General features: G+C 40.5%; 19 protein-coding genes, 1 tRNA gene and 1 riboswitch. Of the genes, 11 read left to right on the forward strand and 9 right to left on the reverse strand.

The genetic code is table 11. The annotated features are described in order from the left end of the window. Positions 1 to 330 precede the first annotated feature (330 nt). Positions 331 to 1,626 (forward strand): MFS transporter, encoded by a 1,296-nt coding sequence (locus J3U68_RS09095; protein WP_267376318.1) that lies wholly within the window; start codon positions 331 to 333, stop codon positions 1,624 to 1,626. A gap of 181 nt (positions 1,627 to 1,807) precedes the next feature. Here J3U68_RS09095 and secB read toward each other — a convergent pair whose 3' ends face one another. Together secB and grxC are read right to left on the reverse strand one after the other, a co-directional pair. Beyond that, on the reverse strand, positions 1,808 to 2,272 hold the full coding sequence (secB, locus tag J3U68_RS09100; protein WP_267376319.1) for a protein-export chaperone SecB: 465 nt from the start codon (positions 2,270 to 2,272) through the stop codon (positions 1,808 to 1,810). Between the two features lie 75 nt (positions 2,273 to 2,347). Next, the gene (gene grxC, locus J3U68_RS09105) at positions 2,348 to 2,605 is read right to left on the reverse strand and encodes a glutaredoxin 3 (protein ID WP_267376321.1); all 258 of its coding nucleotides are present in this window, start codon (positions 2,603 to 2,605) and stop codon (positions 2,348 to 2,350) included. A 140-nt stretch (positions 2,606 to 2,745) separates the two neighbouring features. Between grxC and ftsE the strand changes: the two genes are divergently transcribed. Next, a complete protein-coding gene (gene ftsE, locus J3U68_RS09110) occupies positions 2,746 to 3,399 on the forward strand; it encodes a cell division ATP-binding protein FtsE (protein WP_267376322.1) in 654 nt (217 codons plus the stop codon). Continuing rightward, positions 3,390 to 4,307 carry a permease-like cell division protein FtsX gene (gene ftsX / locus J3U68_RS09115; protein ID WP_416384663.1) on the forward strand — a complete coding sequence of 306 codons (918 nt, stop codon included), beginning with the start codon at positions 3,390 to 3,392 and terminating at the stop codon, positions 4,305 to 4,307. Before ftsE ends, ftsX begins: the two co-directional genes overlap by 10 nt. Before the next feature lie 337 nt (positions 4,308 to 4,644). On the opposite strand, the gene aroG is transcribed toward ftsX, so the two are convergent. Further along, positions 4,645 to 5,700 carry a 3-deoxy-7-phosphoheptulonate synthase AroG gene (aroG, locus tag J3U68_RS09120; RefSeq protein ID WP_267376324.1) on the reverse strand — a complete coding sequence of 352 codons (1,056 nt, stop codon included), beginning with the start codon at positions 5,698 to 5,700 and terminating at the stop codon, positions 4,645 to 4,647. Positions 5,701 to 5,962: 262 nt separating this feature from the next. Next, positions 5,963 to 6,007: riboswitch (PreQ1 riboswitch) on the forward strand. Between the two features lie 6 nt (positions 6,008 to 6,013). Between aroG and queF the strand changes: the two genes are divergently transcribed. The 5 genes from queF to J3U68_RS09145 all read left to right on the forward strand — a co-directional run bounded on the left by queF (position 6,014) and on the right by J3U68_RS09145 (position 11,415). Then, complete coding sequence (queF, locus tag J3U68_RS09125) at positions 6,014 to 6,484, forward strand: preQ(1) synthase (protein WP_267376325.1); 471 nt, start codon at positions 6,014 to 6,016, stop codon at positions 6,482 to 6,484. Between the two features lie 109 nt (positions 6,485 to 6,593). Next, positions 6,594 to 7,280, forward strand: coding sequence for a 7-cyano-7-deazaguanine/7-aminomethyl-7-deazaguanine transporter (locus tag J3U68_RS09130; protein WP_267376355.1), 687 nt, complete (start codon positions 6,594 to 6,596; stop codon positions 7,278 to 7,280). Positions 7,281 to 7,390: 110 nt separating this feature from the next. Beyond that, positions 7,391 to 8,495, forward strand: a protein-coding gene (gene prfB, locus J3U68_RS09135) for a peptide chain release factor 2 (protein WP_267376326.1) whose coding sequence is annotated in 2 segments (ribosomal slippage) — positions 7,391 to 7,471 and positions 7,473 to 8,495 — 1,104 coding nt in all. Because the reading frame shifts where the segments join, the coding sequence is not laid out codon by codon here. A 956-nt stretch (positions 8,496 to 9,451) separates the two neighbouring features. After that, a complete protein-coding gene (purB, locus tag J3U68_RS09140; RefSeq protein ID WP_267376327.1) occupies positions 9,452 to 10,822 on the forward strand; it encodes an adenylosuccinate lyase in 1,371 nt (456 codons plus the stop codon). Positions 10,823 to 11,217: 395 nt separating this feature from the next. Further along, positions 11,218 to 11,415: a hypothetical protein gene (locus J3U68_RS09145; RefSeq protein WP_267376328.1), complete on the forward strand. Its 198-nt coding sequence runs from the start codon at positions 11,218 to 11,220 to the stop codon at positions 11,413 to 11,415. 532 nt (positions 11,416 to 11,947) lie between these two features. Here the strand turns inward: J3U68_RS09145 and J3U68_RS09150 are convergent. The 5 genes from J3U68_RS09150 to J3U68_RS09170 all read right to left on the reverse strand — a co-directional run bounded on the left by J3U68_RS09150 (position 11,948) and on the right by J3U68_RS09170 (position 16,831). Beyond that, positions 11,948 to 12,331: a VOC family protein gene (locus J3U68_RS09150; RefSeq protein WP_267376329.1), complete on the reverse strand. Its 384-nt coding sequence runs from the start codon at positions 12,329 to 12,331 to the stop codon at positions 11,948 to 11,950. Positions 12,332 to 12,869: 538 nt separating this feature from the next. Beyond that, complete coding sequence (gene hisD, locus J3U68_RS09155) at positions 12,870 to 14,159, reverse strand: histidinol dehydrogenase (RefSeq protein WP_267376330.1); 1,290 nt, start codon at positions 14,157 to 14,159, stop codon at positions 12,870 to 12,872. Positions 14,160 to 14,205: 46 nt separating this feature from the next. Next, a complete protein-coding gene (locus J3U68_RS10720) occupies positions 14,206 to 15,681 on the reverse strand; it encodes an NYN domain-containing protein (RefSeq protein ID WP_416384662.1) in 1,476 nt (491 codons plus the stop codon). 18 nt (positions 15,682 to 15,699) lie between these two features. Continuing rightward, a complete protein-coding gene (hisG, locus tag J3U68_RS09165) occupies positions 15,700 to 16,365 on the reverse strand; it encodes an ATP phosphoribosyltransferase (RefSeq protein ID WP_267376331.1) in 666 nt (221 codons plus the stop codon). A gap of 244 nt (positions 16,366 to 16,609) precedes the next feature. Beyond that, a complete protein-coding gene (locus J3U68_RS09170) occupies positions 16,610 to 16,831 on the reverse strand; it encodes a hypothetical protein (RefSeq protein ID WP_267376332.1) in 222 nt (73 codons plus the stop codon). A gap of 372 nt (positions 16,832 to 17,203) precedes the next feature. Here J3U68_RS09170 and J3U68_RS09175 point away from each other — a divergent pair. From J3U68_RS09175 to J3U68_RS09185, 3 genes are all read left to right on the forward strand, one after another. Then, positions 17,204 to 17,288, forward strand: a tRNA-Leu gene (locus J3U68_RS09175). Positions 17,289 to 17,944: 656 nt separating this feature from the next. Next, positions 17,945 to 18,901, forward strand: coding sequence for a nuclease-related domain-containing protein (locus tag J3U68_RS09180; protein ID WP_267376333.1), 957 nt, complete (start codon positions 17,945 to 17,947; stop codon positions 18,899 to 18,901). 459 nt (positions 18,902 to 19,360) lie between these two features. Beyond that, positions 19,361 to 20,269, forward strand: coding sequence for a DMT family transporter (locus tag J3U68_RS09185; RefSeq protein WP_267376334.1), 909 nt, complete (start codon positions 19,361 to 19,363; stop codon positions 20,267 to 20,269). Positions 20,270 to 20,393: 124 nt separating this feature from the next. Here the strand turns inward: J3U68_RS09185 and J3U68_RS09190 are convergent, their stop codons facing one another. After that, entirely contained in the window at positions 20,394 to 21,821 is a 1,428-nt protein-coding gene (locus J3U68_RS09190) for an FAD-binding oxidoreductase (RefSeq protein WP_267376335.1), read from the reverse strand. Between the last annotated feature and the right edge of the window lie 153 nt (positions 21,822 to 21,974).

The following is a 21,974-nucleotide window of genomic DNA, read 5'->3' on the forward strand; positions in this document are numbered from 1 at the left end:
AGGGTGATTGTGCCGAAAACGTGGTTGGTAAGTTTTGGTTGGATAGATATAAAGAAAAAAAACTGTTTGGATTCAATCTTTGCTTAATTGAGATGTTAATTTGCGCATATGGATAAGAAACGTGTGGGTTGATCAACCTAACTGTTGAGGAAAATCAAGTTTAGTTCAACATTGCAGCCAAATGGCCATGAATTTAATTATGATTAAAATCATATTTTTATATCATTAATCATTGCAAAATAAAAAGTCTGAGTATGACATTAATTTGAAAAAGTTGTGGCAGACTGTTATAAACGCTTTAATTTTAACTGGTCGGATTGAGAAGGTTGCATGAATAAACCGAATGCAGGGATAGCAGCAGAAAAAAAGTTGTTAACACGGGAAGATACACGAACGCTGGTGCTATCATCGTTTGGTGGTGCGCTTGAATTTTATGATTTTGTAATTTATGTTTTTTATGCCAAGGTGTTGTCAGAATTATTTTTTCCTGCCGGTCTAAGTCCATTCTGGGCAATGCTTAATACCTACGGCATTTTTGCTGCTGGTTATCTGTTCCGCCCATTGGGTGGCATTGTGATGGCACATTTTGGTGATCTGTTCGGGCGAAAAAGATTGTTTGCCTTGTCTATTTTAATGATGGCGTTGCCTACATTATGTCTTGGTCTGATGCCCACCTTTGCCACCATCGGTTATGGCGCACCGGTTTTATTGTTAATCCTGAGAATGATTCAGGGTGTGGCCATTGGTGGTGAGATACCAGCAGCGTGGACTTTTGTTTCGGAGCATGTACCTGATAACCGGGTTGGTATGGCCAATGGTTTTCTGACCAGTGGTCTGTCTTTGGGAATTCTCCTGGGTTCGTTGATCGCTTTAGCCATGACAAAATGTTTTAGTGCTGAAACCATTTTGCAAGGTGCTTGGCGCATTCCCTTTATTCTCGGTGGACTGTTTGGGTTACTGACTTTGTATTTACGCAGTTATTTGCAAGAAACGCCAGTATTTCAGGCAATGCGGCAACGCAAGCAACTGGCTACGCAACTGCCTCTTAAGACACTGCTATCTCAATACAAAGAGGCTGTCTGCATTGGTATGTTTATGACGTGGTTTTTAACTGGTTGTGTGGTGGTTATTTTATTGGCGATGCCACAATTATTAAGCGGTACATTTGGTTTTTCCAGTGCTCAGGCTTTTCAAATGCAGAGTATGGCTATCGTGATGCAAATGATTGGTTGTATTCTGTATGGTTTTTTAGCCGATAAATTAGGGGTAGGTCGCGCCTTTACTATTGGCACATTGCTCACGGGGGTGATGGCTGGGTTGTTTTATTCTTCTCTAGGATCATACGGCTATAGTGTTATTTCGGTTTTATATTTGTTGCTCGGGCTGACTACGGGTGTCGCTGGTATTGTTTCTGCGGCTATGGTAAGCATGTTTCCGGCGCCTATTCGCTTTACGGGAATCTCTTTTTCATACAATGTGGCGTATGCGATTGTAGGGGGAATGACCTTACCTTTAGTGCAATGGTTGAACCGGTACAGTTCGATCGGAGCGGTGTATTACATTTTGCCTTTGTGCATGATTGGTGTTTTCAGCGGGTTGGTGTTTATGTATCGTTATAAATCTTAAGTGGTTTTAAGCTAAATAACCGTACATATTGATGGTTTGTGTGGTTGAAAGCAGTTTGAATTACTTCAACTTTGCAAGCTATTTTGCTGTAGTGATATTAAAGCTGGGGTAACAAAGTGATAAAAAAAGCTGCAGTATTTCGGGTTTTCCTGAAATACTGCAGCTTTTTACTTGATTATTGTTACGCGTTACCCGCGTTGGCCTGTTCTGCTTGATACATGGCTTCGAAATTAATCGGTGCCAGCATGACTGGTGGGAAGCCAGAGCGTGTGATGGTGTTAGAAACCGTTTCACGGGCGTATGGGAACAAGATATTGGGTGCGGCCACGGCCAGAAGGATATCGACATCTTGTTGCTGAATATTGGCAATGCGGAAAATACCGCTTTGAGCCACTTCATTTAAGAACAAAATACGTTCATCTTCCATTTTAGCGGTGACGGTGACGGTGACTGTAACGCCATAAAATTCATCTTCCAGTTTTTCTGCCGCAGTGGCTACACGAACTTCGATTTGAGGTTCGCCACCATCCAGAAAAATCTGTGGTACGTGCGGTGCTTCCAGAGACAAATCTTTCAGGTAAATTTTTTCAATGCTGAACACTGGCTGGGCATTTGCCTGTTCATTAATGGTTTCTTTATCGCTCATTCTTTTCTTTCAATAAAGGATGTAAGAAGTCTTTCAGTCCTCGTAGCATAACAGGATACGTGAGGTTAAGGAAAGTTAATCTTGGAGTAAAGGGTCTAGTTTACCTGCTTGGTTCAGTGCATTCAAATCGTCAAAACCACCAACATGGGTCTCACCGATGTAAATTTGTGGAACGGTTCGGCGACCAGTGCGCTGCATCATCTCATCCCTTACCTTTGGATCAGTATCAATACGGATTTCGTTAATTTCAGTGATACCCTTCTGTTTAAGCAAGGCTTTAGCCATCTGGCAATAAGGACATACAGCTGTGGTGTACATGGTTATGGCTGGCATGATTATCTCCTTGTGGGCTGAGAGTCAGAAACAGGAATATATTAGCATACGTAGTTAGAGGCTGCTGAATAGATGTATGCTTTCAACTACGTTAGGCTCGGGTATAATCAGAGCTAATTTAAACAAGCGGACTCAGACAGATGATTCGTTTTGAGCAGGTTTCTAAAACCTATCCTGGAGGATTTACTGCACTGAAAAACTTAAGTTTTTCAATCAGTAAAGGAGAGATGATTTTTATAGCCGGTCATTCAGGCGCGGGTAAATCTACCATTTTGAAGCTGATCAGTGGCATTACCAAGCCTACTCAAGGCAAAGTTTGGCTTAACAAACATGATCTTGGGCAGTTAAATGACAATCAGCTCGGTTTTTTGCGACAACATATTGGTATCGTGTTTCAGGATCATAAATTGCTGTTTGACCGTAATGTGTTACAGAATGTGATGTTGCCGCTACGTATTATCGGTTATGAATACAAACAGGCTGAACGGCGTGCACGCATAGCCATCGAAAAAGTGGGTTTGGCTGGTCGTGAACAGGCTGATCCCATTACCTTGTCAGGAGGTGAGCAGCAACGCTTATGTATTGCCCGTGCGGTGGTGCACCAGCCCAGTTTACTGATTGCAGATGAACCTTCTGCTAACCTTGATCGGGCTTACGCTCTGGATATTATGGAATTATTTAAAACATTTCATGAGGCCGGAACGACGGTCATGGTGGCCGCACATGATGAATCTTTGATGGCAGATTATGGTCATCGTATTATCCGTTTGCAGGAAGGCAGGTTATACGCATGAAGCAGTTAATATCATTGCATTGGGAAGCTGCCGGTAAGGCTTTACGCCAACTTGTGCGCCAGCCTATTGCCACGTTGCTGATATTATTCATGCTGGCTATTGCCATGACTTTACCCTTGGCGCTGTACCTTGGCATCCAAAGCGGGCAGCAGGTGTTGGGGCAGATGAATGAAACGCCTACCATGACGCTGTATATGCAACTGAATGCCAGTGCAGCGGATAATGCTGTGGTGCAAAAAGCGTTGGAAAGCAATCAGCAACTGGACAAGATTATTTTTGTGAGTAAACAACAAGGGCTGGAAGAATTGCAGCAAAGCATGGGTGGGCAGGATCTGGTTTCTATGCTGGAAAGTAATCCTCTGCCTGATGCGTTTACAGTGATGCCTAAAGTTGAAACACCCGCGCAATTGGATGCCTTACAGGCACAACTGGCACAGCTGCCGTTGGTGGAAAGTGTCAAAATGGATGCGGAATGGACGCAGACGCTTTATCAGATTAATCAGTTTATCCATCAATTGTTGTGGTTTCTGGGAATCACTTTGGGCTTAACCTTTGCGCTGGTGGCGTATAACACTATCCGCCTGCAAATTCTTAGCCACCGTGAAGAGATAGAAATTACCAAGCTACTGGGTGCGCCAGCATCTTTTATCCGTCGCCCGTTTTTATATTTGGCCGCATGGCAAAGTCTACTGGCCGCAGCAATCAGTATTGGTTTGTGTTTTTGGCTCAATCAGTTGACTCGTCCGTTAGTCAATGCCATTTTGCAGCCATATGGGGTCAACATGAGCTGGCGGTTTTTTAATTTGCACGAGATATTAATTATATTGCTGGTTGTGTACGCGCTTGGCATGCTTGGCGCCTGGCTTGCTACTCGTCAACATTTGCTCAGCTTTAAATCAGTACGCTAAGGGTTATAAGATTTATAGACTAAAACTACCCGCGCTAAGATAATTCAGACCAATATCTGAGATTGATGTAATCGAGAACCAAGTAGGGTTATTACATCTGTGGTTATGTAGCAAGGCGCAAGATTATCTCAGGTATGAAATTTTTGATGCGTTTTGGGGCGTTTTAAATGTTTTTGAGGCTGTTGTATCCCCAATAAAGTTTTGCGAGCTCATGGCAAAACTTACCGCTAATCCAGACATTCGCCTCCATTAATGCCTCGTTTAGCTGTGTTATCTCCCAACAAAAAACCAACCAGAATCGTGACACTGGTTGGTTTTTGTCTTTAATTTCAGATTTTCAAGCTTGTTGGCGCATCTGAGCTGCTTGTGCCAATAAGGCCAGCATAGCTTCAGTTTCTTCCCAGCCAATACAAGCGTCGGTGATGCTTTGTCCGTACTTTTCCGGTTTATCCTGTCTGCCTTCTGCTAAATTACTTTCAACCATCACCCCCATAATATGCTGTTCACCAGCCTGAATCTGAGCGGCAATATCCTTTGCCACAGTCATTTGCTGGCGGTAGTCTTTATGGCTATTGGCATGGCTGCAATCGATCATCAGGAAGGGCGTAACCTGATTATTCTGTAATTGCTCAACTGCTGCTGAAACATGCTCATGGCTGTAATTCGGTTCTTTACCACCGCGCAAAATAATATGACAATCAGGATTGCCGCTGGTGCGGACAATGGCTGAATGTCCTGCTTTGGTTACCGACAAAAAATGATGTGGATGACTGGCCGCACCGATAGCATCAATGGCAATCTTCAAATTGCCATCTGTTCCGTTTTTAAAACCCACCGGACAGCTTAAACCCGAAGCAAGTTCACGGTGAACCTGACTTTCAGTTGTGCGTGCCCCAATCGCTCCCCATGAGATCAAATCAGCAAAATATTGGGGCGTGATCATATCCAGAAACTCAGTGGCGGCGGGCATGCCCATATTGTTCAGTTCCAGCAATAATTTGCGCGCCAAACGCAGCCCGTGATTAATGTCGTATGAACCATTTAAATAAGGGTCGTTGATTAAGCCCTTCCAGCCAACTGTGGTGCGCGGTTTTTCAAAATATACCCGCATCACAATGAGGAGCTCTTTGCTGTATTTTTGACGCAATACATTTAATTTTTGAGCATATTCTACTGCGGCATTCGAATCATGAATGGAACATGGTCCAATAATCACCAGTAAGCGCTTGTCACGACCATGGACCAATTCGGCTATGGCCTGACGAGTATCATGCACCACTTCGGAAGCCTGTTCCGTAATCGGTAGTTCGTACAAATGAGCTATTGGCGGCAGCAGTTCTTTGATTTCGTTTATTCTAACGTCGTCTGTTTGACGCGATACTGCGTGATTCATATTCTTTCCTGTTTAATGCTTTATTCTGATAATATGGTTAGCAGCCTATAATGAAAGCCTTTAAAAAGCAAGGATTAAACTTTTTAAGAGCAATAAAATTGCTTAATATCTCACAATATAGCTATAAAATTACAAAATAAACTATTAATTAAATTGTTGTTGATATTTTATGTCAATAATAACCATTTTGTTGTGCATTGAGCACTATTATAGTGGTCAAAATAGTCATTTTGAGTCTGTCAGACTTTCGGGTACAATCTGCCTCCCTGTGGTTCGCAAACCTCCCACATTAAAAAACTAGGAAATCAAATCTATGCGTGCAAAGAATAATCTGGGCACGGTTAGCCAGTTGGGTAATCAGCATACTGTCTATCACAGTGATTATACTCCTGAGCTGCTGGAAGCCTTTGATAATCAACATCCTGATAACGATTATTTCGTTAAATTTATTTGTCCTGAATTTACCAGCTTATGCCCGAAAACCGGTCAACCGGATTTCGCTACCATTTATATTAACTATTTACCTCATCTGAAAATGGTTGAAAGTAAATCGTTGAAGCTGTATTTGTTCAGTTTTCGCAATCATGGCGATTTTCATGAAGATTGTGTCAACATCATCATGAAAGATCTCATTGCATTAATGCAGCCGAAATATATTGAAGTCTATGGGGAGTTTACCCCCCGTGGCGGCATTGCCATTCATCCGTATGCCAATTATGGCTGGGCTGATAGCCAATATGCTGAAATGGCAAAGCAACGGTTATTGAATTTTCAATTGAAATAATTCCCAAAATATTACCGAATTTTTGACAGATTAAATGTCCGCTGCCCGTCATATTTTGATGGCTTTTGCAGCTGGTTTGATCTTGTTCATCATTCAACAGGATAAAATTATGTATGAATTTTCCTCAGCCCAGCGTCTTAAAGCTTTGCGCTGGCTCACCTTTTGGCACATGCTGGTGATCGTAACCAGTAATTATTTAGTACAGTTTCCCTTTACCATCTACGGTCTGCATAATACGTGGGGCGCATTCACCTTTCCATTTATCTTTTTGACCACCGATCTAACTGTCCGTATTTTCGGTGCCCGATTAGCTCGGCAGATTATTTTCTGGGTCATGCTTCCTTCCCTTTTCTTCTCCTATGTCATCTCTGTGCTGTGGCAGGATGGGCACTGGATGGGTTGGCATGCTTTGGGTAATTTTGATCTTTTTGTCGCCAGAATTGCTCTGGCCAGTTTTGCTGCCTACGTGGTGGGTCAACTGATGGATATCATGGTTTTCAACCGGCTGCGCCGCAGCAAACACTGGTGGCTGGCGCCCAGTGCTTCAGCGATATTTGGTAGTGCCATGGATACGCTCGTGTTTTTTGCCGTGGCTTTCTATCATTCGCCCGATGCATTTATGGCGGAAAATTGGTTACAAATATCTCTTACCGATTATGGTTTTAAAATCACCATAGCCGCCCTGTTCTTTTTGCCAACTTACGGCATTGTGCTGCAGTATCTATTACGCCGGTTAACCACCTTGTCGCAAAATGAGCCAGCATGCCATAAGCGGGAAGTTTTGAATGTGGATTAATCTCCACCAACTATTGCATCAATCAGGCCGCCCATATTGCGGCCTGAAGGCTATATAAGACTCTGTTATAATATGTGCCTGTTTTTAAATATCTGGCTGAAGAGAACAATATGGAAGCGGAGCGCATTAATCAGTTAAATAATATTCTGGACGACATGCAGAGCCGGAATGATGATTTACGGAGGTATCTTTGACTACGCTGGCAAAAAAGATCGTTTGGAAGAAGTAATCGGGCTATCTGAAGACCCGGAATTGTGGAACGATCCTAAAAAAGCACAGGAAGTAGGAAAAGAACGCAAAGTACTTGAAGGAATTGTCCTGACTCTGGATCACTTGCATAATGGCATAGAAGACAGTCGTATGCTGTTGGAGATGGCTGTTGATGAAAATGATGCCGATAGTTTTGCTGCAGTAGAAACCGATATTCATACACTACAAGAAGAGTTGGCTGGGCTGGAATTCAAACGAATGTTCAATCAGCCGGCCGATGTGAATAACTGTTTTATCGATATTGTGGCTGGGGCAGGCGGCACCGAAGCAGAAGATTGGGCTGGCATGTTACTGCGAATGTATATCCGCTATGCTGAGCGCAAAGGCTTTAAAGTAGAAGTGCTGGAGGAAGACGAAGGTGAGATTGCCGGTGTCAATCGTGCAACCATTAAATTAGATGGAGAGTATGCATATGGTTTATTGCGTACCGAAACCGGTATCCATCGTTTAGTTCGTTATTCTCCTTTTGATTCCAACAATAAACGTCATACCTCGTTTGCTTCAGTTTTTGTCTATCCAGAAGTAGATGACAGTTTTGAAGTTGAAATTAATCCTGCTGATTTACGCGTGGATACCTATCGCGCTTCCGGAGCAGGGGGTCAGCATATTAATAAAACGGATTCAGCCGTACGCATCACTCATGAACCCACAGGTATCGTTGTGCAGTGTCAAAATGACCGTTCACAGCATCGTAATCGAGAAGAAGCGATGAATATGCTGAAAGCGAAATTATTTGAACTGGAAATGCGTCGGCGTAATGAAGAGAAACAAAATCTTGAAGCCAACAAAGATGACGTGGGCTGGGGACATCAAATCCGTTCTTATGTCTTCGACTCTTCCCGAATAAAAGATTTACGCACCGGCTATGAAGTCGGGAACATCAAAGCAGTCATGGATGGTGATCTGGATGGTTTCATTGAAGCCAGCTTAAAACAGGGCGTCTAATGACCTATGACTATAAGGCTGTTGGAATGATTCCGACAGCCTTATTTCTTATCTAAAATCTTTTCCATAGCGTGAATAAACAATTAAAAGCCTGGTATGAAAATACCTCTGGACAAATGAATGATTGAATCATCGTGTCCTCTATAATAAATTTCATGATCGTCAGATTTAAATATTTTATATGATCATAACCAATCAATAGACTAGACGAATTCGGAAATATTAAAAAAGTAATCACAACTTTTTTCTCAAAATAGTGCATCCGTGAGATAAGATTAGCATTGAGGAGTGGCTAAAAAAACTGGAGATAGCAATCACGGTAATATGCCAAAGATCATTATGTCTTTGAGATGGTGCTTAAACACACTTAGTCTATTTTGCTAAACAAATATTAAAGCATCTTGAGGAATTTGCCGTCGATATAGCGTCAGGGCAATGCAGCTTCGGCGCAGTCACTAAGATCAAATTAATTCCAATATATTAATCCCATGATAATCAATCAAATTAAACCCCATGCTTGAACCAGACAAGTTATCGCTATAGCAGATTGATATTAAAAAAATGGCTTCAAGGCCGTGTTTAAAAAAAGATTGATCAGAGCTGGAGCCAAAATAAATAATGAATTATTATTTGGTTAGCCGATTGATTAAATATCAATAATTGTATTTATTAAATTAAAAAAAAGAATCAAAAATAGATAATCTGCATCAATAAGAACTAGGATTTATCATGTAAAGCAACATGCCCAAATTTTAAATAAAAAAGTCAGTTAAATAAATAATAATAAAAAAATCGTGCAAGCCTAAAACAGCGGAGGTAATATACCTTACCCAGCAAAATGATCGTCATGCTACAGCGGATCATACGCTTAAAACGGAAACATCAATAATTCAGTAAATGTTAGTGCCCAGTACTAATAATATTTTGTTTTTTACTGTTCTGGAAATAAATTCAACATGATAAATCCTTTATTAGCCTTATCTCCTCTAGATGGACGTTATGCACAGGCTGTTGCCGATCTTCGCCCGATTTTCTCTGAATATGGTTTGATGCATGCACGAGTAACCGTAGAGCTGGGTTGGCTGAAAGCACTGGCTGCAGAACCTGCCATCAGCGAAGTACCCCCGTTCAGCTCAGCAACCATACAACAAATCGATCAAGTCATCGCCAACTTTTCCCCAGAAGATGCAGAAGCAATTAAGGCCATTGAAGCAACCACCAATCATGATGTTAAAGCCATTGAATACTGGTTGAAACAGCGTTTGGCTCGGGTGCCAGAGGTGATGGCGGTCAGCGAATTTATTCATTTTGCCTGTACCAGTGAAGACATCAACAATTTATCTCATGCATTGATGCTAAAACAAGCACGCGATGAAGTGTTGTTACCCAAATTAAATCAGTTAATAACCGAATTACGTGAGCTGGCACATACCCATGCGACTTTGCCAATGATGTGTCGCACCCATGGACAGCCTGCTACGCCCAGCACTTTAGGTAAAGAGATTGCTAATGTGCTTGCACGTTTGCAACGACAAATGCATTTGCTCGAACAACAACAATTTTTGGGCAAAATTAATGGCGCAGTGGGCAATTACAATGCTCATTTAGTTGCCTATCCTGCGGTAGACTGGGAAGGACTTTGCCGTCGGTTTGTTGAATATAATTTGGGCTTAACGTTCAACCCTTACACAATCCAGATCGAACCTCATGACTATATGGCTGAATTTTTCCAAAACATCAGTCGAATTAATACCATCCTGATTGATTTTAATAGAGATATCTGGGGCTATATTTCAATTGGTTACTTCAAGCAGAAAGTGAAAGCCGGCGAAGTCGGTTCTTCAACCATGCCACATAAAGTTAACCCAATAGACTTTGAAAATTCCGAGGGTAATTTAGGCATGGCCAATGCGGTGTTGGGATTTTTGGCAGAAAAATTGCCTATATCACGCTGGCAGCGTGATTTAACCGACAGTACTGTCCTGCGTAATATGGGTGTTGGCTTCGGCTACACATTACTGGGACTAACCGCGCATTTGCGTGGTTTACATAAACTGGAAATCAATACTGATGCTTTTGCCAATGATTTGGAAACAACGTGGGAATTGCTGGCAGAACCTATCCAGACCGTCATGCGTCGCTATGGTATTCCCAATCCATATGAACAATTGAAAGAACTTACCCGTGGCAAGCAAGTCATCACGCCAGCAAGCTTACAGGCATTTATTCAGCAATTAACCATTCCAGATGAGGCCAAAGCGCAGCTACTAGCCTTAACCCCCGCACTATACCTCGGCAAAGCGCAGGAATTGGCACAGCGCATCTGAAGTATCACTGCAAAGTTGGGCGACAGACTTGCCGCCATACGCACAACATGGTCTGCTGCAATCCAGGATTGCAGCAGTTTTGTAATTGATTTAAAAAATACGACTAACCACTCATCCAAAATAATCGATAGGATTGGTTTGCCTGAATAGGTTGCCATTGACACTCACCGATCATATTTAAGCGACACAACAGAATCTAAGTCGTTATTACCGCCGAAACGACAACCAATCTCAGCAGAATTATCTGTCAAAATGCGAGATTGAACATTGGTACCCGAATAAAAAAAACCACATAAAAATGTAAATTATTATAAATAATGTTATAATAACTAGTGTGACAATTTGTCAGATGTCATTTGCGCAAGTCTATAAATAGTTTATTTAAAGGAGTAATAATGAAAAAGAGTCTATTAATCACAGCGTTGGTAGCCAGTTTTTTTACTTTAAGCGGATGTGCCAGTGATGACTATGGTCATGTTTCAAGAAGTGGAGTTGGTTACAACATAAAATGTTCCGACGGATCGCTTGTGGGCAGATCAGGTCGCTGTGCCAATGATCCTGCGGGATCAAGCTTGACTATTGAGGTGCAATAACGCTCAGTGATAGCTAGCAATCATTAAAGAAGATGCTTAGACAGATAAAACTACTTGCTGTGATTGGGTGTTATTCAGCGATAATGCAACAAACAATCATGGCAAAGTAGTTCAGTTTTTTACATTGAATCATTTTTATTTTGAAAATCTTGATTCACAGAATAAAAATCCTTTTGTAGATTAAATTGATAATAGCCAATAAATGACAAATAAATATTGTGTTGGCAACAAGCAGAAAATAAAAGCGTTATTTCAATGCTGGTGTAAGTAAATACATTCAGTTGGGCGTAGCAAAATGTGGTGATATTTTCTTTTATCCATGGTTAGCTACCAGCGTGGCTAGTGGTGAAGAAAATAAATATTTGCCAGTTATCCCCAGCGGAAAGATCAGTTTATGTTAACCAGAGAATGATTATTTTGTGTATATCTACGCATTATAGATTTCAAATACTGAGCAAAATTAGTTAAGCATAAAGAATATCTATAGGAAAAAAATAAGGCTCAGAATGTTTTTATTCTTTATGATAGCTGATCATAATGAATAATTGGACAGCTCAATTAAATTATCATCTGGATCGCGGATATAAACAGACTTAATTTCTCCATTTGCCCCGCTTCTGCTGATCGGTCCCATTTCAATAGCCACCTGCTTTTGCTGTAATGTGGTCAGCACTTCATCCAAAGGTTGTTCCACAATAAAACATAAATCCGCTGAACCCGGTGTTGGATGCTGTGCTTTGGGTGCAAACTCGTGTCCTAGTTGATGTAAATTAATTTTCATGTGGCCAAAATGTAATGCCGTGCGGTTTTCCGCGAACGTAACGATGTCCATACCCAAAACATCAGCATAAAAGCGACATGAAACCTGAATATCCTTAACGGTTAATACCAAATGATCTAATGTTTTAACCTGCATTTTTTCTCCTTAAAAGTGTGCACTGATCGCCTAAAAATCATCTTTTTATCTATTATGTTCAGGAAACAGATAAAGAAGTCATCAATTATGCAAAACATAATCAAATAATCCTTTGATCAAGCAAAATTTAATTGAAAATGACGGATTTTGTAGTATGAAGACATATTGAAAATGATTGACGCTATTTAATTCGTTTTCAGCTTAATTTAAGGAGTAACCAATCAAATTGATTGATATTGGATATGTCTAAAACCAAATTAAAATAACCTTACCATATTGTATTCAGGCGAGATTACCCTACTGGAAAATAATGACTTTTTAATTAAGACCAATAAGTTAGCTTGAAAAATGGCATTCTCAATCCGCAGGTGCATCATTACTGCCATCAAAATTGATCATTATATGGATCAAACAAAGAGTTTACTGATAAGTTATTTAGACGAATATCATACAATTATATTGCTAAAGTGGATTTTTCTTAATTAAAAGATAAAAAAACCACCAACCTGCATCGGTGGTGGTTTTGCTTCATAAAAAATTATTCTGAGCGCAATTCTGCAGCACGTGCATGCGCAGTTAAGCCCTCGCCATGGGCAAGAATACTGGCAATCTGGCCTAATTTTTGTGCACCCTGAGCAGAAACCTGAATCAAACTACTGCGTTTTTGAAAGTCATATACCCCTAGTGGTGAAGCAAAGCGGGCTGTGCGACTGGTTGGCAATACATGGTTTGGACCGGCACAATAGTCGCCCAAACTTTCACTGGTATAAGCCCCCATAAAAATGGCTCCGGCATGACGGATTTTACTTTGCCATAAGTGCGGTTGCTGCACCGATAATTCCAAATGTTCAGGTGCCAGTGAATTGGCAATCTGACAGGCCTCTTCCAGATCTTGCACTAAAATAATCGCTCCACGATTGCTGAGTGAGGCTTCAATGATGGCTCGGCGTGGCATTTCTGCCAGCAAGGCTTGCATTTGAGCTTGCACTTCACTGGCGTAAGCGGCATCAGTACAAATTAAAATAGCTTGGGCGATTTCATCATGTTCAGCCTGACTGAATAAGTCCATTGCAACCCATTTGGCTGGGGTGGAACCGTCAGCAATGATCAATATTTCGCTGGGGCCAGCAACCATATCAATACCGACCACCCCGAATACCCGTCTTTTGGCGGCAGCGACATAGGCATTACCTGGTCCGGTAATTTTATCCACAGGTGCAATCGTGTCAGTTCCATATGCCAGTGCTGCAATGGCTTGAGCACCGCCAATAGTAAAGATTTGCGACACACCGGCCACATAAGCCGCGGCCAGAACGATATCGTTGCGCTCACCATGGGGCATCGGGACAACCATGATGATTTCCGCCACCCCTGCCACATGTGCCGGAATGGCATTCATCATCACCGAGCTAGGATAAGCCGCCTTGCCTCCAGGAACATAAATACCGACTCGATCCAGCGCGGTAATTTGTTGCCCAAGCAAAGTGCCATGGTCATCGATGTAATGCCAGGATTGCTGTTTCTGATGTTGATGATAGTCTCTGATCCGCGCTGCGGCTTGTTCTAATGCCATCTGCACAGGAGCAGGGAGGCGATTAAAAGCCGCAGCCAGATCAGCTTGAGTCAGCATCAAATCAGCCATAGACTGAGCCTGAGTGTGATCAAATCGATTGGTATATTCGATCACTGCCTCATCTTTGCGTTGCTGTACATCAGCACAAATCGCCGCAACGATGGCATCCACTTGTGGATCCTGCGCTGTTTCAAACGCTTGTAAGGCTTTCAGCTGTTCCTGAAAATCGGCGTCTTGGCTGCTAATATATTTCATACTGTTGTACAGCAAGTGCAAGCACTACACTGCCCAAAAAGTTAAATTAAATGCTGTTACCAAAGTTGTCATCATCAACATCGTTGGTGTTCACTTGGGTTTTGGCAGCCAGTTCATGTGCTGGAATGGTATTACCATCAACTTCAACATCATAAGGTTTAACTACACGCACACGTAAACCACGACCAGCTTTGCGGCTATCAATCCATTCGCTATTGATGGCGGTGATCGCATTATTGGCATTGTCAAAGCCATAATCTCTGGCATTGAAACCACCTTCACCGGTTACTAACTCACGTGCTACAGAGCTAACCGTTGCCCAGCCTTCGATATCACAAGTGCGCTCGATTGCCTTCTGAACCATGGGTACCAGACGGTTCCAGTAATGCTGATTAGAAATTTCTCCGTTTGACCGCACGGTTTTGCCGGTACGGGTATTGCCAAAGCTATTTTTGCTTGGACGACCGCGACCACGATTAACTTCTGGTTGTTTCGTCACACTGTCAAACGTGGTTTTACGTGGACGTCCACGACCGCGTTTGGTCTGTTCTGCTTTATTGTAATCATAACTATTGCCGTAATCAGTGGTTTGCGTTTCTACCTGAACCAGAACAGGTTTCTTTTTTTCTGGCTCGATGGTTACACTGATTTTTTCATTAGGCATTTCAGTGCTAACTGCCGGAATAGTAATAACTAGCGGTGCGTCGTCTTGAGCGACAACCGGTTCGGGCAGAGTATTAAACGGCTTGTTTTCGGGTTTACTGATAAAACCATTATTGCGTTTTTTCAGACGTAACCACAAATGATTACCATGCATCTGCGTCTCGAAGATATCTATAGCATTAATCAGATATGATAACTTGGTATAACCATAATTGCGGGCATCGAAATCTGAATTAACCTTATTGATATATTGACCGACTACACCAAGAGAAGTCCAACCCTCATCGTCAGCATGCTCTTTGACCGCATTGCGAAACAAATTCATCAATGCAGTATCTTGCTTCAGTTCAGCAGGAGATTTACGTTTGGTATGGAAAATCGGTGCTTGTGCTTTATCTTCACAAATTTCTGTCGCCGTATGACTCAGTAAATTTTCAGTATAAATAAATTTATCACAAGCTTTACGGAAAGATTCAGGCGTTTTTTTCTGACCAAATCCATATACAGTCAGACCATTTTCTCGTATACGCGAGGCCAAACGAGTAAAATCACTATCGCTGGAAACAATACAAAACCCATCAAAAGTATTACTGTAAAGTAAATCCATCGCATCAATGACCATGGCCATATCAGTAGCATTTTTACCTTTGGTATAAGCAAATTGCTGAACCGGTGTGATGGCATGTGGCAATAGAGCATCTTTCCATTTAGATAAACCAGAGCTCCAGTCACCATAAATGCGTTTAACACTGGCAATGCCATATTTGGCAATTTCTTCCAGTAAAGATTCAACAATGCTGGCAGATGCATTATCCGCATCGATCAGCACCACTAATTTAGCAGAATTTTCTGTAGTCATAATTTCGGTTTCCTATTGTTATAATGAATTATTCATATTCAAATGCGTTGTTTGAGCAAATATATCAATAATGGGTTGGATAGAAGAATATTTAAGTTTTAACACCGCCTTATTCACCACAAGCCGGCTGGAAATATCCACAATATGTTCTACCGCTTCCAAATTATTGGCTTTTAAAGTGTTTCCGCTGGAAACCAGATCGACAATGGCATCAGCCAAACCGACTAAAGGTGCCAATTCCATCGAGCCATATAATTTAATTAAATCTATATGAACACCTTTATTGGCAAAGTGTTCTAAAGCAATATTCGGGTATTTAGTGGCAACTCGTAAGCGACAACCTGGCTGAGATGCCGCCGTATAATTAAAACCTTTTCGCACTGCAACCATCATCTTGCAATTAGCAATATGTAAATCCAATGGCTGATATAATCCTTTGCCATTATGCTCAATCAACACGTCTTTTCCAGCTATGCCGAAATCTGCAGCACCATATTGAACATAAGTAGGTACATCAGAAGCACGCACAATAATCAGACGAATATTGTCGTGGTTGGTTTTAATGATTAATTTACGCGACTTTTCCGGATCTTCAACTGCGTGAATGCCCGCTGCTGCCAGTAACGGCAGAGTCTCTTCGTAAATTCTTCCTTTCGATAATGCAATAGTTAATTGTGCATTCATTTTTCATCAGTATAAAGATATGGCAAAATAATTTTGCATAATTTTATAAATATATTAATTATGAATATTAATTCAACAACACTTTTTATGGCATAAACCAGACAATTCAAGCTGAGTCTAATAATTTGTTTTCTTCAGAGAAGGCTAAACTGCAGTGAAAAGCATGATAAAAACCACTTAAATAATTAAATGCTACGCTGCTATTCAGTAAATCTGCTGAATTTCTATATGAGAAATATGCTTATTAAGCTCCTCTTTTTGAAATTTGTCTACTCGCAATGCCATAAAAGCCCAAATAGAAGCTGACATAAACCAAAAACATCTTTTTCTTGATAAATACATCGTCATAATCAGGCTGATCTTTCAACCAAATTGCAGCAGTCGGCTGCGAAACCATAAGCCTGTTGACTTTCGGATGCTGAAAATACCCTGAAATAAAACTTTTGTGTTTGAGTTTCGTCAACATAGAATACCGTTTTTCTATTTTAGTTATCCGTTTCATTGCTCCGCGAAAAATTTTGTTGCAATTTTTTTACGGCAAATGGTTGTGCGGACAATATTGCTAAAACGACAGCAGTAAAATTCATGTTTATAATTTCATTCTAATCAATCTCATCCAACAGACTGATTCAATCTCTACAGTGCAAAATAAATTTTCCAGAAATAAAAACTTAGTTAAAAAATAAGATGATGAGTTGTCATTTTTAAAGAATGAATAAAATATAAAAAAAATCAAATACAAAATCAACCTTATAAAGGTAAATCCCCAAAAAAACCGCTCAAATAAAAAAATACTTTACAGCTGCTAAAAATCCGTTATAATGCTGCTTCTTCGCTAGCCCAGGTGGCGAAATTGGTAGACGCAGGGGACTCAAAATCCCCCGCCGCAAGGTGTGACGGTTCGAGTCCGTCCCTGGGCACCAAATTTTAAAACACTGCTATTATGTTTAATAGCAGTGTTTTTGTTTCTGCGTACATGTCTTCTATTTTAGATTTATCCTATCTTGCTGCCATCGTGGACAAACAACGGGTCTGTAATTCAAGTAAACGATTCAAATCGATGTGCCGTTGCTGCACAGCAAATTCATAAACAGACAGCGTTATTTATTCAAGAGTTTTTTATGCATCATCACAAATTCAACGCCATCCCAAAATTCTGCAAATAATTAATGGTCATCACAATATTTTTATTAATTAGACAGATGTAATGTTTAGCCTAAAATCCGCTATCACGACAGCTATTTCTTCTCCACGTAAGCAAATTTGCTACCACCATATCTATATCCGTTAGAACAAGATCATCTTTAAACATGAATCGGGCAAATAGGCTGCAGCACGTAAAGGAGCAATAAATGGCTAAGCTTACCTCAACCACCATGATCACAAAATTTTCTGGTATGAGAAAGCATCAATTTTGTATCAAAATGTTAATAAAAAATTAAAATAATGACAAAACTTTACAAAATGGAATAAAAGAGCTAATATACCGAATAGATATGATTTTATTGCAAAATTTAGGGTGATATTTGTGTCAATATTTAATGAATGACATATCGTCTCCCATTATTTAAAGACCAGCATGATTATTAAAGAGATTGCCGATAAGTCACAAGATAAAAATATATTGCAGCAATTATTGCGCCGTCCAGATCTAATCCAGGGTACGCGGCAGAAAATAGAAGAAAAATTAAAGTACCTCAATTCAGGCATTAAAGGTGAAAATAAATCTGCTTATCAACTGAACTTTTATTATCGTAATAGTGAGGACTGGATTGTTATCCATGATCTGCGATTGGTGTTTCAACATCAGATTGCGCAGATTGATCATCTGTTGATCAATCGGTTCCTACAAGTTTTTGTCTGCGAAAGCAAAAGTGTGTCTGGTGATATAATCATCAATGAACAAGGTGAGTTTTCATATAAATATGCAACCAACACAAAAGAAGTGGCTTCACCTTTACGGCAAAACCAAAGGCATATGGCTGTACTAGAAAATATTTTTCGCTCAGGGCTAATTACCTTGCCGAAACGGTTGGGGATCAGACTACAACCAAGTTTGGAAAGTCTGATACTGGTGACGGAAAATACCAAGATAGTGCGACCGCAAAATCAGGTAGCTGGGATTGAGCGAATTATTAAAACTGATCAGGTCAAAGCCAAAGTGGAGGAATATACGCAAAAGTTACAGTGGTTGCGGTTATGCAAAAAAATTTCCTCTTCTACTTTGAAAAATATAGGCCAGCAATTGTGTGACTTGCATCGGTCGGCGCCAACCACCGATTGGTATGAACAGTTTGGTATCTATCCTTCTGATGAATTTAAAGCCGAAGCGGCTGCAGGAGCGTGTCCTGCGCCTGCAAGTACCAAAGCAACAGCCGAAGCTACCTTGGGTGAGCTATCCCAGTGTGCTGGCTGTGGAAGAAATCTAACGGCAGCAGAAAAACAATTCTGTGACCATCACCCAATGAAATTTAACTCACAGGCTTATTGTTACCCTTGTCAGCGCACGGTAGCAGCAAACGAAACCAGCCGTTGATATTATTTGACGCGAGCAGGAAAACTAAAATTGGCATATCATCGATCTAATAAACTGCTTAATTTAGCTATAACAATAGTACTGCTATGCGCTCGCATTGAATAGGTTCTAACATCTAAAATAGGCATGGCAACATTGTTCAAACAGAAAAGAATGATGTTATTAGTTTCCCGCAACCGCGACTGATTTGGTGGTAAAACCACGCTTTGCTTTGCTGTAGTCAACGCCACAAAGCCTGAAATAACATCTTGCAATTATGAATAATATTCATTATTCATAAATATAATGTGCTGCATAACCACTCAGCATTAGGTTTTAAAAAATGCGATTTTTTGAGCAGCTTAACTTAGAGTAAAAAAGATTAAGACGATCTAAATGATCTTGCAATGCGTTTACAAATTAAAACAGCAGATATATATTGTTTACCCTATTGTTCTGAGTTTAATTGAATAAAATTGTATGTCAAAAAAAAATTATTTAACGAGTAAATATATTATTTTTTTCCTGTTTGTCATCGTGTGTTTAACTTGGGGAACCACTTGGATTGGGATCAAATTTGCGGTTGAAACGGTTAATCCTCTTTTAGCTGCCGGTTTACGGTTTATTATTGCGTTTCCTTTTTTATTACTAATCACCTTTATCTCCAAATCCCCGATTTTATTCCCGCGGAAATCGTGGCCTTTCTTTATTCTCTTAACCTTATTTTATTTCACCATTCCATATTATCTGATCAGTTTCGGCGAACAGTACGTATCTTCAGGGCTAACGTCTCTTTTGTTTAGTTCAATGCCTATATTTTCGATCATCTTTTCTAAGATATTTCTCAAAGACAAAATATATTTAAATCAAGTCATCGGCATCACATTGGGTTTTCTTTGTCTGATTTATATACTGATCTCAGAAGGATTGGTGATCTCATATACCGACTTTTTGGGTGTGGCATCCATCCTATTGGCTGCTATCATGCATGGGTTTTTGTATGTCTATTCCAAAAAAGCCGGAGATGGCATCAATGTATTTACTTTCAATACTCTGCCGATAGGCGTGGCGGGGGTCTTGCTGTGTTTGCTCAGTTTTGTCTTTGAGAAAAACCAGTTGCACGCGATATCTTTAAATAGCTGGTTGGCATTAATATATCTTGGCGTGGTGGCGTCAGTAGGCGGCTTTATTGCCTATTTCTATTTACTCAAACGGATGAGTCCAGTCATATTGTCATTTATTTTTATCATTTTCCCGGTGGTTGCCATATTTATTTCAGCCATTTATGAAAATAAACCCATATCAACCCATTTTATTATTTCTACCTTCATCATGTTATGTGGTTTCGCTATAACTAAATTACCCACCAACTTGCGGAAAAATCATTAATCCAACAAAAAGTCACCTGATTCATTCGACACGATGTGGTCAGAATCAGGTGATGGATGGTGATCACCTTCCGTACGGCATTTTTGCATTAATACTGCCGACAGACAGGAAAGTGGCTAAAATCTCACTTACCAGGATAGTAGTGCTCAGGCACGTGGTTGTTTGGTGTAGGACGATAGCGCTCTAATAACAAATTTCTGAATTTATTGGTCGGATCCAGTTTCGATTTGAGTTGAAAAAATTCTTCAGCTCGTGGATAAGCCTGTTTAAACTGTTCTTCAGTGGCGTGTAATTGATAGGGTAAGAAATAACTACCGTTATTCGCCAATGCTGCATCAATTAACTCACGTGTCCAGATTCCCACCTGTTGTTGACTTTGTTGATCTTTATTTTGCTGATAATAAATTACAAAAGCATATACTTCAGTCTTGGCCCACGCCAGCAAAGATCCACTGTCAGCATTGGCATGGCGAATAGAAATATTGATTACATTAACATGGTGTTTTTTCAATATTTCGACCATTTGTGGATAGAATGCATCAAATTGATCAATAGGGATAAAATATTCTTGTAATGCATAGGATTTCTTTTTGTTTTGGATTGGTTCCAGCTCAGCTACCCGATGACTGGCTTCATAATTACGCCACATAACCGGTTGATGATGAAATTCAACATTGTCATGAAGCTGACGCAACTTTTTACCCGAATCTGAAGAAGAAACTATTTTTAGCTGTTGTTTTTTGATTGGATATTTTTTATGCAGTGGTCTTAACCGATCTTCAATGGTTAATGGTTCCTGTGTTTCAACAAAGGTTACGGCACGCACTTGCTCAAATTCAGGCGGATAAATTATGCCATTATGAAAAATAGCAGCTTTATCAGAGCGAATATGCTCAACAAAATAACGGTGATATTCAGCTATTGGCATAAGTTGGTTAACACGTTTAACCTTAACATTATCGCTTAAGCGTAAAGTCACTTCGGTGATCACGCCGATACCACCATAACCCCCAATAGCTGCGTAAAAAATTTCCTGATTTTCATGCGGGCTGGCCATCACGATTGAGCCATCAGCCAGCACCAATTTAATTTTTTCAACCGATAGAATAATGGGACCTTCACCAATATAGCGACCATGCACATTGACCCCTAACGATCCGCCAATACTGAAATTGGCAAAGCTTTGCATAATTTTGACGGCTAATCCATAAGGATCAATCAGTTGTTGTACCTGTTGCCAACTGGCTCCAGCCTCAATCGTTAACAGATGATGTTCAGGGTCGAACGCAATAACGTGGTTTAATTTACTGGTATCGATCTGCACCGCGTCGGTAAACGCTGTCTGCCCGCCCATGCTGTATTTGCCCCCGGCGATACTGATTGGCCCAGACGTGTTTTTGACCAATTCCGCTACTTGCTCGGTCGATTCTGGTTGAACCACCTTTTTAACCTGAACAGGAGTCATGCCAGTTACATCATTTACCTCGACTGCATAGGCCGAAAGAGTCAGCAATAATCCACAACAGTAACAAATATATTTTAATATGTTCATTATTTCACCAGTCGTTTAGTTGTTAGTATCGTCGTTTGGGCTTAACAAAACCTATTGGCTAAAAGTAATATGGAAGTTTAATCTACATTCTGAAGTAATCATTCTTATTCAGCAGAGGCCTTTTTGCGTTTGAGTGAACTCCTTGAATATGCT

The organism is Snodgrassella sp. B3882 (assembly GCF_026535915.1).
In the GTDB taxonomy this organism is placed as follows: domain Bacteria; phylum Pseudomonadota; class Gammaproteobacteria; order Burkholderiales; family Neisseriaceae; genus Snodgrassella.

Bases quoted from the DNA above. Each gene is read 5' to 3' on its own strand.
- aroG (WP_267376324.1), bottom strand. From the start codon at position 5,700: ATGAATCACGCAGTATCGCGTCAAACAGACGACGTTAGAATAAACGAA.
- J3U68_RS10720 (WP_416384662.1), bottom strand. From the start codon at position 15,681: ATGACTACAGAAAATTCTGCTAAATTAGTGGTGCTGATCGATGCGGAT.
- secB (WP_267376319.1), bottom strand. From the start codon at position 2,272: ATGAGCGATAAAGAAACCATTAATGAACAGGCAAATGCCCAGCCAGTG.
- hisG (WP_267376331.1), bottom strand. From the start codon at position 16,365: ATGAATGCACAATTAACTATTGCATTATCGAAAGGAAGAATTTACGAA.
- hisD (WP_267376330.1), bottom strand. From the start codon at position 14,159: ATGAAATATATTAGCAGCCAAGACGCCGATTTTCAGGAACAGCTGAAA.
- grxC (WP_267376321.1), bottom strand. From the start codon at position 2,605: ATGCCAGCCATAACCATGTACACCACAGCTGTATGTCCTTATTGCCAG.
- queF (WP_267376325.1), top strand. From the start codon at position 6,014: ATGCGTGCAAAGAATAATCTGGGCACGGTTAGCCAGTTGGGTAATCAG.
- J3U68_RS09170 (WP_267376332.1), bottom strand. From the start codon at position 16,831: ATGTTGACGAAACTCAAACACAAAAGTTTTATTTCAGGGTATTTTCAG.
- J3U68_RS09095 (WP_267376318.1), top strand. From the start codon at position 331: ATGAATAAACCGAATGCAGGGATAGCAGCAGAAAAAAAGTTGTTAACA.
- J3U68_RS09130 (WP_267376355.1), top strand. From the start codon at position 6,594: ATGTATGAATTTTCCTCAGCCCAGCGTCTTAAAGCTTTGCGCTGGCTC.
- J3U68_RS09150 (WP_267376329.1), bottom strand. From the start codon at position 12,331: ATGCAGGTTAAAACATTAGATCATTTGGTATTAACCGTTAAGGATATT.
- J3U68_RS09145 (WP_267376328.1), top strand. From the start codon at position 11,218: ATGAAAAAGAGTCTATTAATCACAGCGTTGGTAGCCAGTTTTTTTACT.
- J3U68_RS09185 (WP_267376334.1), top strand. From the start codon at position 19,361: ATGTCAAAAAAAAATTATTTAACGAGTAAATATATTATTTTTTTCCTG.
- purB (WP_267376327.1), top strand. From the start codon at position 9,452: ATGATAAATCCTTTATTAGCCTTATCTCCTCTAGATGGACGTTATGCA.
- ftsE (WP_267376322.1), top strand. From the start codon at position 2,746: ATGATTCGTTTTGAGCAGGTTTCTAAAACCTATCCTGGAGGATTTACT.
- J3U68_RS09180 (WP_267376333.1), top strand. From the start codon at position 17,945: ATGATTATTAAAGAGATTGCCGATAAGTCACAAGATAAAAATATATTG.
- J3U68_RS09190 (WP_267376335.1), bottom strand. From the start codon at position 21,821: ATGAACATATTAAAATATATTTGTTACTGTTGTGGATTATTGCTGACT.